The organism is Rivularia sp. UHCC 0363 (assembly GCF_034931125.1).
Taxonomy (GTDB): Bacteria; Cyanobacteriota; Cyanobacteriia; order Cyanobacteriales; family Nostocaceae; genus Rivularia.
The window spans coordinates 48,967-61,685 of record NZ_JAYGHM010000052.1; the positions used below are offsets into that span (position 1 = coordinate 48,967).

11 protein-coding genes are annotated in these 12,719 nt (G+C 37.3%); 5 read left to right on the plus strand and 6 right to left on the minus strand.

Going from position 1 to position 12,719, the window contains the following annotated elements; genetic code table 11:
* Positions 1–52 precede the first annotated feature (52 nt).
* On the minus strand, positions 53–1,654 hold the full coding sequence (locus tag VB797_RS24830; RefSeq protein ID WP_323240423.1) for an FAD-dependent oxidoreductase: 1,602 nt from the start codon (positions 1,652–1,654) through the stop codon (positions 53–55).
* A 56-nt stretch (positions 1,655–1,710) separates the two neighbouring features.
* The gene (locus tag VB797_RS24835; protein WP_323240424.1) at positions 1,711–2,691 is read right to left on the minus strand and encodes a YegS/Rv2252/BmrU family lipid kinase; all 981 of its coding nucleotides are present in this window, start codon (positions 2,689–2,691) and stop codon (positions 1,711–1,713) included.
* A 358-nt stretch (positions 2,692–3,049) separates the two neighbouring features.
* Here VB797_RS24835 and VB797_RS24840 point away from each other — a divergent pair, with 358 nt between their 5' ends.
* Together VB797_RS24840 and VB797_RS24845 are read left to right on the plus strand one after the other, a co-directional pair.
* Positions 3,050–3,742, plus strand: coding sequence for a manganese catalase family protein (locus VB797_RS24840; protein ID WP_323240425.1), 693 nt, complete (start codon positions 3,050–3,052; stop codon positions 3,740–3,742).
* 66 nt (positions 3,743–3,808) lie between these two features.
* Positions 3,809–4,345: a DUF4385 domain-containing protein gene (locus tag VB797_RS24845; protein WP_323240426.1), complete on the plus strand. Its 537-nt coding sequence runs from the start codon at positions 3,809–3,811 to the stop codon at positions 4,343–4,345.
* Positions 4,346–4,466: 121 nt separating this feature from the next.
* Here VB797_RS24845 and VB797_RS24850 read toward each other — a convergent pair whose 3' ends face one another.
* Positions 4,467–5,399 carry a general stress protein gene (locus VB797_RS24850; RefSeq protein ID WP_323240427.1) on the minus strand — a complete coding sequence of 311 codons (933 nt, stop codon included), beginning with the start codon at positions 5,397–5,399 and terminating at the stop codon, positions 4,467–4,469.
* A gap of 776 nt (positions 5,400–6,175) precedes the next feature.
* Between VB797_RS24850 and VB797_RS24855 the strand changes: the two genes are divergently transcribed.
* The 3 genes from VB797_RS24855 to VB797_RS24865 all read left to right on the plus strand — a co-directional run bounded on the left by VB797_RS24855 (position 6,176) and on the right by VB797_RS24865 (position 7,941).
* Positions 6,176–6,682 (plus strand): universal stress protein, encoded by a 507-nt coding sequence (locus VB797_RS24855; protein ID WP_323240428.1) that lies wholly within the window; start codon positions 6,176–6,178, stop codon positions 6,680–6,682.
* Between the two features lie 303 nt (positions 6,683–6,985).
* The gene (locus tag VB797_RS24860) at positions 6,986–7,417 is read left to right on the plus strand and encodes a DUF2294 domain-containing protein (protein ID WP_323240429.1); all 432 of its coding nucleotides are present in this window, start codon (positions 6,986–6,988) and stop codon (positions 7,415–7,417) included.
* A 152-nt stretch (positions 7,418–7,569) separates the two neighbouring features.
* Positions 7,570–7,941, plus strand: a complete 372-nt coding sequence (locus VB797_RS24865; protein WP_323240430.1) for a DUF2294 domain-containing protein — start codon at positions 7,570–7,572, stop codon at positions 7,939–7,941.
* Here VB797_RS24865 and VB797_RS24870 read toward each other — a convergent pair.
* The 3 genes from VB797_RS24870 to VB797_RS24880 form a co-directional block, all read right to left on the minus strand.
* Positions 7,938–8,348: a response regulator gene (locus tag VB797_RS24870; RefSeq protein WP_323240431.1), complete on the minus strand. Its 411-nt coding sequence runs from the start codon at positions 8,346–8,348 to the stop codon at positions 7,938–7,940. The two genes, VB797_RS24865 and VB797_RS24870, sit on opposite strands and share 4 nt — an antisense overlap.
* A 396-nt stretch (positions 8,349–8,744) precedes the next feature.
* A complete protein-coding gene (locus tag VB797_RS24875; RefSeq protein WP_323240432.1) occupies positions 8,745–9,173 on the minus strand; it encodes a response regulator in 429 nt (142 codons plus the stop codon).
* Positions 9,174–9,276: 103 nt separating this feature from the next.
* Entirely contained in the window at positions 9,277–12,414 is a 3,138-nt protein-coding gene (locus VB797_RS24880) for a PAS domain S-box protein (RefSeq protein ID WP_323240433.1), read from the minus strand.
* Positions 12,415–12,719 lie beyond the last annotated feature (305 nt).

The window sequence follows — 12,719 nt, forward strand, 5'->3', positions numbered from 1 at the left end:
CCCTAGTCACACACCCTACAAGAATATCAACTCAATGCCCAATAATGCCCCATTACCCAGCAATCAATTCCTGAGAATCTAGTTTTTCAACCCAATTAATTTTACCTTGACGTACTTCATCACATGACGGCATCTGTTGCGATAGCATTAATTCGGTAATTGCAGCAATATCGCGATCGCGTTGAGAGCCAGCTACAGCTAAAACTTGATTATTCTTAACGTAAAAAGCCAGAAATTCTTGCTCGTCCAAATTACCTTGAATGATAATATCATCCCAGTTTTCAGCGTGTCCGGCATAGCGCAATTTTAGATCAAATTGTCCCGACCAGAAAAAGGGAACGCTAGCAAACTTTATCTTTTCTCCCATCATATTATGAGCGGCAATGCGTCCTTGTTGCTGTGCTAACCGCCAATGTTCGATGCGGGTGGGTTCTCCGGTTGCTGCGTAAGGAAAACGAGCAATATCTCCAGCTACATAAAGATGATCGGCTGCTTGCAAATATTCATTTACATTTACACTATTGTCTTTTTCGTTTAACTGTACTCCCTGCAAAAATTCGGTAACGGGTTCAACTCCAACACCAACAACTACTAAATCTGCATTTAAGCGATCGCCATTTTCTAGTACAGCAGTTTCAACTTTACCGTTACCTTCAAACTGCTTTACTTTGGTTCCCATCTGGAAAGATACACCATTTTTTTCATGCAGCTTGCGAAACATGGTACCTATATCTTTTCCGAGAATTTTCTCAAAGGGTACCGTTCCCGGTGCGACTACAGTTACCTTAATACCGCGTTGGGTCAAACTTGAAGCTGCTTCCATACCGATGAAGCTAGAACCTACAACCACAGCAGTTTTAGCGTTTTTCGCAGCAGCTACAATTTTATCCGCATCTTCTGGTTTTCGCAGGGTAAAAATGTTATTTAAATCAGCACCCGGTACTTTTAAATTACGAGGTTTTCCACCAGTAGCCACTAATAAAGCATCGTATTCCAAAGTGGTGTTATCTGCAAAAGTAATCGTTTTTTTAGCCGCTTCTACTTTCGTAACCAACTTGTGAGAATGTTCAATATCCCATTCTTGATAAAATTCTGGGGAGCGTAAAACTAAAGAATCCTTTTCAGAATCCTTCTGCAAATACTTTTTACTTAAAGCAGTGCGATCGTAAGGTAATATATCTTCACGAGTAAACATGATGATTTTACCTCTCATACCCGCCTGACGTAAGCTTTCCGCCGCCATGCTTCCCGCAGCACCAGCCCCTAAAATCACAAAAGTGCGATTATCTTGTTGGGGATTATATTTCACCATCTCTGGTGTGCGTTGAGCAGGCATTTCTTCAGGTAACTCTACAATTAAATCTTCTCCCTCTACCCTGATAGAAAAACGAGGTAAAGCGTCCATCGCGGGAGGTTCTTCTAACTTGCCACTTTTAACATTAAAACAAGCATTATGCCAAGGACAAACTATCTTTTCTCCATTTAATATACCTTTTTCTAAAGGTGCGCCGTAATGGGTACAATGTGCTGCTGTTGCAAAATATTTGTCCCCAACTCGTGCTACTAAAATTTGTTTATCTTCTACAGATACTTGGCGCATTTCGCCGTTTTCCAAATCTTTTACATTTGCTATTCGTACATCTTTATAATTCATCAGGTTTAATCTCATTTCAGATTTTTTTGATTTTCAAAACTAATAGATATATACTATTAATCACCCGTAACTGGCGCTGATTTCTCCTCAATTTCCAAATCCGGTAAACCTTCTAACTTCTCGGAAATCTTTTCTGCTGCTAACATCGGCACAATAACGCTCAATCCACCCGGAATACATTCTACTTCTAAAGGTGTATTGCCAATCATTTCACCATCCAAAACTATTTTTTGCGGGGGATTCGTGGTGATTTTCACGCGCTTTGTTCGTAAATAACCGATGTCATCCCGTTGCGCTGCATCTCCCCGCAAACCAGTTTGTAGCAAGTGATAAGAAGCTGCGATCGCGGCTCCCCAAGTGTTAGACGAAATGATGGTAACATCAAGCAATCCGTCATCATAAAGAATACCCGCCGGACCTTGAGCTAAGACTGATGTTGGTGGTGCTGCATTTGCCACAGTTAAAGCACCAGCAGAAACCTTAATAATTTTGTCATCGGTTTCAATTTCAGCTTCAAATAGTTCCAATTCTCGTAATTGCTGTATACCCGAAACCAGATAAGCCAAAACACCCCAGCGCTGTTTAGCTTCCCGTGAAGCATTTTCCACAGTTTCCGCTTCAAAACCGATTCCAGCTAACAACGTCATCAATTTACCATTGCACCTACCAATATCAATTCGACGAGTTTTACCAGATAAAATCGTTTCACAAGCTTCATCCAAAGTATCGGGAAGACCCAACGCAGAAGCAAAAGCATTCGCAGTCCCCCGAGGGATTATTCCTAAAGGAATAGTTGTTTCACCTAACGCTCTAGCTGTTTCGGAAAGAGTACCGTCACCACCAGCAGCGATAATTATTTCAAATTCTCCTTTTTTTACTGCTTCTTGTGCTAACTTATCGGCACTAATTTCTTCTGTGGTAAATTGAATATCTAAATCAAACTGAGGAGACAAAAGTTCTTTTATCCTCTCTAGATCTTGATCGGCATCAGTAGTACCAGAAACGGGGTTAAAAATTAAACAAGCTTTTCGGCGCATAGTAAACTGTGGCGTGCTTACCAAAATATAATTTATGAATATTGATTACTATTTTTTACCACAAACTTCTAAAAGTAATCTAGCTAAAGAAGTAATTTTATGAGGATTTATTTACCCAAGAGCATTCTCAAGATACTTAAGATATATTTGCCAAACTTAATCATCCTTACGTTTTACTTATCTCTACTTCTTTTTGTAGAAAAAAGATAATTTTATAATCTATCTAACGGTAAAGGTTTTATATAGTTAGGATGAACTAATATCAAGATAACAAAGAGAAAATAAGTTAAATTCAGCTTTGTTTAAATAGCTGAATTTTATAAGTACTGTCCGATAAAGAGAGGAATTTAGGTAGACAATGTTTTTCCACAAAAAAGAACTAATTAATAAAGAAGTAAAGATTGACGAACCAAATCCTCGTTTCGCTCAACTTTTACTAGAACAGTTTGGTGGTGCAACTGGCGAACTTTCTGCCGCTTTACAGTACTGGGTACAGTCTTTCCATACTGAAGATGCAGGTATTAAAGATATGCTGCAAGATATCGCTACCGAAGAGTTTAGCCACTTGGAAATGATTGGTAAACTCATCGAAATGCATACTGATAATGTAGATCAAACCGATGCATTCAAAAGCACTTTATTTGCAGTACGCGGTAAAGGACCTCACTTCTTAGATTCTCAAGGTTCAGCTTGGACTGCAACTTACTTAAATGAAGGTGGTAGTATGGTACGCGATTTACGTGCAAACATTGCAGCAGAAGCAGGTGCGCGGACTACATACGAATCCTTGATTCAACTCGCACCAGACCAAGGAACCAAGCAGACTTTAGTACACTTGTTAACTCGGGAAATTTCCCATACCAAGATGTTCATGAAAGCCTTGGATTCTATGGGTAAGTTAACAGAGCCATTCTTCGGCAATATCCAACCCGATTCTACTGTAGACCTTTACTACAACTTGTCTAGCAACGGTGCAAAAGACGAACGCGGTCCTTGGAATTCTGACGAAGACTTCCGCTACATTGCTGACCCCATGAAAGAAAAAGTATAAATTTTCTATCACTCGAAATTTACTACGTAAGCTATAAGGAACTATAACTATGGGAAAAGGTATATTATGCCTTTTCCTTTTTTTTCAATAATCAACGATCGCTTATCAAATAAGATGAAAAAATTTGATTATTCTTTAGATTATAAAAATATCGATTTTCGTCAATCTCCCGAACTTTATACAGTAGGAAAGGGAGAACAGGGAGTATTATTAGTCGAACCTTATAAGTCTGAAATTTTGCCGTATTGGCGGTTTAAAACCCCAGAAATAGCCTTAGAATCGAGCGATAAGATATATGAATTATTTCTAGATTATCTTGAACAAAATGATTTTGTGGGCGCGGATATGGCGCGAAAGTTTTTACAAATGGGCTATACCCGTGCGCGTCGCTACGCTAATCATAAAAGCGGTAAGAAATATCGTAGCAATCCACAAAAAGCTACTTCAAAAGATGCAGAAACAAAACTACGTCAAGAGATTTTACCATATGAAGAAGACCCTATAAAAGCAGAGTCAGCAGCGATATTTAAACAAAAATGGCAGCAAGCAAAAAACAACCAACAGTATTTACAGCTTTTAGCGAAACATAACATTGAGCAGTGAACAGTCAGCAGTTATCAATATTTATAACTCCTAATACCATTTTTGTATAAAGATGCGCTTAATTTAGCCTACGCAGGTAGGCTTTGTAATATTAGCCCCAGCCTTATAGGCTACGGGTGTTTTAACTGTTCACTGATACAACAGAAGGGTCGTGAATGCTCAAATCTTCAACACTTTGATCTTCTAAAACTGATTTGGCTTCATTTATTTGCTCGTCGGTTCCACTCAATACGATTAGATAATTTCCTCTTTCTAATAATTGCTCATAATGTCTGGCTCGTTCTTCGGACATTCCTAAACCTGCGTAATTCTCTAAACGCTCTTTGATCTCTATGGAATTAATACTTGCGAAAGGAGGTGGATTTTTTTCGACAACGTATATTTGCGTCATGGGGAAGTGAGTTTCTCTCATTGCTGAAATTGCATCTTTCAAATCGTGACGCATTCTAAATACACCAACTATATATTTATATTGACCTAAAACCTTGGGCTGTGTCTCATCAGCGGGAGAGGTAGGAATATCGTAAATACCCCATTCTTGAATACCACGACGGCTTAAAATTTCTTGAGCGTGGTTTATTTGTGCTTCTGTACCGTTAACGATTACTAAATAGCTTCCTTTTGAAACGCGATCATGATAAACCTTCGCTCGTTCTTCTGGAATTCCCAAGCCAACCAGCGCTCCAGCTAAGCCAACTGTTGCAGCACCGATCGCTCCTCCTGCTAATGTAGTTGCGATCGCAGTTGCTTCTGCACCGGCAAACATAATTGGTCCAATACCAGGTATCGCCAGCATCCCCAAACCTACTAACAACCCAGTAATTCCCCCTATAGTACCACCTGCGACTGCTCCGCTTACTGCTCCTTCGTCGGCTTTATTTCCTACATTCTCTCTAACTTCAACACCGGCAATATCTTCACCTTGTGCGGATTCTTGAGCAATTACAGAAACTTTATCCATTGCATAGTTTGAGTCTTTCAAGTCCTGCAAAGCGCTTTCTGCATCGGAGCGACTATTAAAAATGCCTACGGCTCTCTTATGTTCTGATGTCATTTTATATACTTTTTTGTCCAAAAAAGGTTTAACAACTTCGAGTTATCTACATGACAAAAATGTCACAGTTCAGATAAGATTCTAATTCTAAATATTTGATTGCAATAGTCATTCTCTCTGAAGTACTAAACTGCAATATCTACAGGAGATACTTTTCGATCGTGTTTGCTATTTATAGGACTTAGCAAAAAGGCATATTTTTTTGTAGGGGAGGCAAAAAGGGGTGTAGATTTTCTTCCCACTTTATTGCCGTTGCTGTGACACTTGGATCAATTTTCAACGTGATAATAAGACCTTTGGTGTCACGCACCATCCGAGTCTTGTGACAATTGCGTAAGTCCTGATTTAGATAGACAGTTAAATCTATCTTTAGAAAGAAGTCTCAGTCTTACAACTCCTTATAAAGACAGTTGAATAACTATATAAAATTGTTTATTTTATAAATGACTATGAATAATTTTTCTCGCTGCATTAATGCTACTAATAGTTTTTTCGTTGCGATTAACGTAGATAGTTGTGATTCAAACTATTAATATTTAATTGAGAATTTTATTGTATACCTAAATTCTTAAAATATCACGATAGATTTACATTGTAGGTTAAGAATTAGCTTATTTTAAATTTATAGTAACTAATCTTGATTTTTGATTTGTTTATTAATTGTTATGGTAAAGTTTGAAAAACCTGATTTACAAATATCTTCTGATATTTAAAGCCTGTGACTAATCGAATTAAAAAAGGGCTGACTGAATTTATATATAACAAAGGAAGTGACTATGACCTTCAAAAAAATCCTCGTAGCTCTAGAACTTTCACCTACAGATGAAGCTGTATTTTTGGAAGCAGTAAACTTAGCTCAAAGCATAGGAGCGCAACTGACAATAATTCATTGTTTGTCTGACCTCACAGAAATGGCAATTATGTCTCAATCAGGTTTAGGTAACGGATATGGTTTTCCTGATTATGCAGGAAATACGATGTCTCCAGCAATGGCAAATATGGACTTAATCGAACAAGCGAACCTGACAAAGCACGAACAAACTGAAAAGCATTTAACGCAGTATCAACAAAAAGCGGCTTTAGGTGGTGTTTCTGCTCAAGTAAAATGCTATGAAGCACCGGGAAGTGTTGGTTCTCAAATTTGCCAAATTGCCGAGGATTTAAACGTAGATTTGATAATTATAGGTCGTAAAGGACATAACGGTATTGCAGAAGCTTTATTAGGTAGCGTTAGTAACCACGTACTTCACCATGCTCCTTGTGCCATTTTAGTTATTCAATAAGAATAAAAAAATGATTAATAATAATTGAACAAATTTACATCTAGAGAGTTACTTAACAAGCTTCAAATATCTGTCACTCGAATGCTGTTTTCAAATTTACTAAGGTATATTCTATTATATGGCTATTAAATACGGGCTGTGAACGGATTGAATATCGCTCCTTTCGATAACTCAAGTTCTTTTGATATGTTTAGCTTACTGAGCAATCTAGTTCATTTAGGCAATGATTATACGCATTAATTTCTAATTAATGGCTTATCGATAGCGGTCTAATTATATTCAAATATTCGATAATAGATAGTAATGAAAACATCAATTCCAACACGGGGACAAAGAGAAAGAGAACTTTCACAACGCATTCAAGCTTTATACTCCAATCAGTTAGGACATAGACCAACAAAAGTTACTTGTCAGCTTTTTGACGACTCTTTAGCAATTGTCATGGAAGACTCAATTACTCCAGCAGAGCAATTGTTAGTTGACCAAGGACAAGAACAATTAGCCGAACAGGTACGTTCTGGATTGGATGATGCAATTGAACCCAAACTCAAAGCTTTGATTGAGGAAATTTTGGAAGTAAAAGTAGTAGATTTAATGGGAGACGCGACTTTAGAAACTGGTAGAAGCGGTATTATTGTTGTACTATCTAATACGCCAGAAGTTCGTAACCCAGATGCAATTCCTAAAGCAAAGTCTAAGGCTTCAAATGGTAGAAACGGTAATTCTTTAGATTAATTAGATTAATATTTACTGGGAAGAGGGTAATTAGATAAAGGATATAGATAAAAATCAACATTTTACCCTTGACCATGTGAGTCACTGAGAAAGTAACTTTCCTTGATTGAATAAAACTCATAAACTATATTTGTAATTGGTAGGTTTTTCCGATGCATTCTCAAATTTCGCAGTCCCAGAACTTAGAAATGGTTATTGCTGAACGCATACAGTCATTGTTTATTAATAAGCTAGGTCATCAGCCAGAAGATGTGTATTGTCGTTTTTTAGATAATAAACTAACAATTATTATCAAAAACGGTGTGACTAAACCCGAACAATTATTAATGGAAGCAGGTCATCAAGAAGTAGTTAGAAAAGCAAGAGGTCGTATAGAAGAAATTTTACAACCCCAGTTCAAGCAAATAATTGAAGAAGCTACTGATTCAGAAGTGACAAATATGCTTTTTGCAACTCATCTCGATACCAATTATGTGAGTGTGATTGCTTTATTTGCAGATAAAAAGAATTTTACCGATAATTAATGTTGCTTGACGTAATGACAGATCGCTTGTTCTATTTCTTCAAGCATATAAGGTTTGCTGACATAAGCATCAAAACCGGCTTCTAAGATACGCTCTCTTTCCTCAACCCTTGCTAAAGCGGTCACTGCAATTACAGGTATATGGGCTGTTAATTTATCTTGCTTCAAACTATGAAAAAGATCGATACCATTTACTTCAGGCAACATGATATCTAATAATATTAAATTTGGTTGAAATTCTTGTGCAATTAGCAGGGTTTTTTTCCCATCCGCTTCGCCAATAAATCTATAGTTTAAAGAGTCAACGATATAATCAATTATCAGTAAATTATCTTCGTTGTCTTCAACTGCTAGGATAAGAGGACGTTCAGAAGTACGCTGCTGTTCGTCGTTCTTATAAAGTTCCATTTTCATCGTCTGCTCCTAAAAAGTCTATTACTTACCTGGTTAAGCACAGACGAGACATTCCTCCAGCAGCCGAAAAGATGCTAATGTTGGATGAATTGGCTCGTAGCTTGCCTTCTATTAGGTTAATAACGCTTTGCCTCAAGGAAAAGCAATTATCTAAGCTAATACAATGGAAATACTACTGCGATTATAAACTAAATTCTACCCTCTTAGGCAACAAATAGATAGTTTGATCCCGAAGTATGGTATTAATAACTATAATTTATATATTCTCAATGTATATTTTTATTAAGCTCGGTTTTAAGTGTATGTTAAGTATAAGTTAAATGTAAATAAATTTTAAATAAATAGAAAACTAGCATAGATAGCTATCAAATTACTGTAAAAGTATATTATTCAAGGAATTTCGCATAACATCCAATACTTATTTAAAGTTGCGATTGTTTCAGCGAATTGAGTAGAATTCACCGGCTTCAATAGATATCCAGCTACGTTTAAATTATAGGCTTTTACGCGATCTCGATCTTCGTCAGAAGTTGTTAATATAACTACTGGTATTGATTTTAAGTCTGAATCTGCTCTTAACGCTTCAAGAAACTCTAATCCGCTCATTTTGGGCATATTTAAGTCGAGTAAAATGATTCTTCGTTGCTTGGGAACATTCAAAGTTTCATTCTGACCTCGTAACATTTTCAGCGCTTCAATCCCATCTGAGGCAACATAAAGTGGATTTGTAATATTATTTTTTATAAATGCTCTTTTGACGTTCATTACATCCACTTCATCATCTTCTACCAGCAATAGATTCAACAATTTTTCCTGCATTTTTCGTTTCCGAAATTCTATCTAAGTGATTTTTAACTTAATATTAACAATACTAAATTTAGAATTTGATTCCCTATTTTATACATTATATTCCTTACATTCTTTATTTAGGCCAGGTAAACCGGAAAGTTGTTCCTTTACCAACTTGAGATTCTAAAGTAATTGTTCCTCCGAACTCGTTAATAATTCTTTTAACTATAGCCAAACCAATACCAGTATTTTCGCGCTTGTCTCGCGCTTCTAAAGTTTGAAATATGACAAAAATTTTTTCATGATATTCTTCTGCTATGCCGTTACCGTCATCTGAAACTGCAAATTGGTAAAAATTATCTTGCTCTTCAACAGAGATTGTGACTTGACCATCTGGGCGATCGCGATGTTTGACACCATTACTAATTAAGTTACTAAAAACCTGCTGTAAAGGAATTCTTTCGGTGATTAAAGTCGGCATCTCCCCAACAATTTTGATCGAAAATTCTTCTGGGGGAGCGATTGAATCAATTATTTCTGCTAAAAGTTCGCCAACAACAACCGTTTCTGGTTTGGTTTTGATTCTTCCTACACGAGAATATTGCAAAAGTCCGTTAATCAAAGCTTCCATACGGTGAACTCTCCCACGCAACAAATTCATTTGCTTTCGTGTATCCGGAGTTAACGCTGCTTGCAAATCTTCCTCAATCCACTCAGATAAATTTGCGATCGCTCTTAAAGGTGCTTTCAAATCGTGGGAGGTAACGTAAGCAAACTGGTCTAGTTCTTTGTTGCGTTTTTCTAACTCATTAGCCGTTTGCAATAGTAACAAATTAATTTGAGCTAATTCATCAGCCCTTGCTTGCAAAACTGCTTGTGCTTGTTTGCGTTCGGTAACGTCGTTAAGCGTACCGTAAACACCGAGTTCTTCACCACTAAAATTATGCTCGATCTTAGCGTACATTTCTACCCAGCGAAAGTTTCCATCTTGAGTGAGAATGCGGAATTCATATTGAAAAAATTCTGTTTCTCCTGAAATTACCGATTCCAATAATTCTCTACCCGTAAGTTTATCTTCTTCGGCATACATTAAATTTGTAAACGATTTTAATAAATTATCTTTGATGCTGAACCCGGTAACATCACTCCAAGCTGCACTCAAAAATGTCCAACAACCTGTTTTATCGATTTGAAAAACAATTTCTTTAACGCTATTAACTACATTACGATATAAACGCTCGCTTTCTGCTAAAGCTGTTTCTATACGTTTGCGTTCGGTAACGTTATCAAAAGCCACACCAACTAAGTTACCTGGTAAAGGAAAAGCTGTTACCTTAAAAAATGACTTAGAAATTCGCTCGTCACCGTAAGGGAATTCTCCTAAATCTTTAATTTGTTTAGATTTAACTACTTCTACGTAACTTTCTACTATTGGAATATGGTCTTCATCTAAAAGATTAGGAAAACATTCTTCCATTGGCTTGCCGATATAATTTTGGATATCCAAACCCAACATTTGCGATGCAGCAGGATTGGTAGTTCCCAACCGAAAACTATTGATATCGTCAATATCTTCCATCTCCCAAATACATAAACCAATTTGGATATTTTTGACAATATCTTCATAAATTTTGACTTCTGCTCTTGCCGATTGCTCGCTTTCAATTAACTCATCTTTACGGCGATTTGATGCTTGTAGCTGTTCCGTGCGACGAATAACTCGCGCTTCCAACTCTTGATTCAAACGTACAATTTCGGCTTGCGCTGCTTTAAACTTGCTAATATCTTGATGGGAACCGACCATACGAATTGCTTCTCCGGCTTGATTCCACAAAGCCATACCGCGAGCTAAAATCCACTTATAAGCGCCGTCTTTACAAAGTAAACGAAATTCAACCTCATAGTGGGGAATTTCATGGTTTGTGTACGCTTTCCAAGTTGCTTCTGCTAATCCGATATCTTGTGGATGAACCAGATTCTGCCATGCTTGGTAGCTATTTTCTACTTCCGCATCAGTATATTGCAGCATTTCTTTATATCGAGCCGAGAAAAAGGCTTCGTTAGTGGCAATATTCCAGTCAAATATACCGTCTCCCGTACCCTGTAGAACAAGTTCCCAGCGTTCCTCACTTTTTCGCAGCGCTTCAATAATTTGTTTTTTATCAGTAATATCACGACCTTCAGGAATCAATAATTCTACTTGCCCTTGGTCATTAAATACGGGCTTAAGAGAAAAATCTATTGTAGTAACTTGATCTCCAGCCCCAAATATATCTACTTCATAGCGAACAAACTCACCATTCGCAGCTTTTTTTATGGCTTGTTGTAACGAGTACTGCGTTTGAGGAGAAATTGTCCACCAATAATTTTCCCAAAACGGACGATTAACTACGTCTTCTTTATTTACTCCTCCAAAATTCAAAGCAGTTTGGTTGACTTCAAGTAAAGTACCATCTGGTTGTAGCAAACCGATAAACTGAAACATTGAATTAAAAATTGCGCGGAAACGACGTTCGCTTTCTTGTAATTGCGCTTCCGCTTGTTTGCGACCGCTAATATTAACGCTAGTACCGACAATCCGATAAATTTGGTTTGCTTCGTTAGGCAGAGGTTCTAAACTTGTCAACCACCAAGATGTTTTTCCATCATTAAATGTCAAACATTCTTCATAAGTAACGCTTTCTCCCATTGACAAGCAGCGATTGTAACGTTCTCTAACTGCTGTTGCAGCTTCATGAGGGAGAACTTGTTCCGGAGTTTTGCCTTCAATTTGCTCCTTTGTAATCCCGATGATGGTTTCGCAAACTGGGTTAATACTTGTGTAAATAAATTCCCCACTTTGAGTAGTATCAACCACAAAAATCGATTCTGTAATCCCTTCGTAAATACTGCGTAAAAACTGTTCTTTTTGTTGTAGATTCTTAGGGGTTGGTAAAGCTAAAATTTGCGGAATTAAATAAGTTAAAGCGATCGCTGTTGTCAGCGACACTACAGCAGTAAGCGCTCGGATGTACCCCGAAACCCAATAATCCGGATGCCATAACGTCCAGATATCTATCAAGTGTCCGGTACCGCAAAAAACGATAAAAGCAGCAAATAGCCAGAAAATCCCGTTAAAGGGAATATCCGCTCGTTTACGAAGAATATATATCAGAGTTATGGGAATCGAAAAATAAGATAAAGCAATAACAGCGTCGCTGACAAAATGCAGTCCTACTAACCCCGGTTTCCAAAGGTAGCAGGTACCATGAGGCATAAGGGAAGTTGCCAAAACATTTGCCGTGTTCGGAAGCATATAACTTAAAAATTACTGAATTATATATATTTTTAACTATTTTTACATCTATGGCAAAGTTGCCGGACACAATTTGCATCTACCCTACCAGGACTTTGTTTGGCGATCGATCAAAATTAAGAAACCGATCTGCTCAAATCATACAAATTGTTCCCCAACTTTTCGCAAACAACGATCAAAAATTAGGACTTAAGTAGGTAAACGTAATTAAATATAAGATAAAACCTCACCCTCAATCCCTCTCCTTGGTAAGGAGAGGGAAGCCGGAGGTAGGGTGAGTA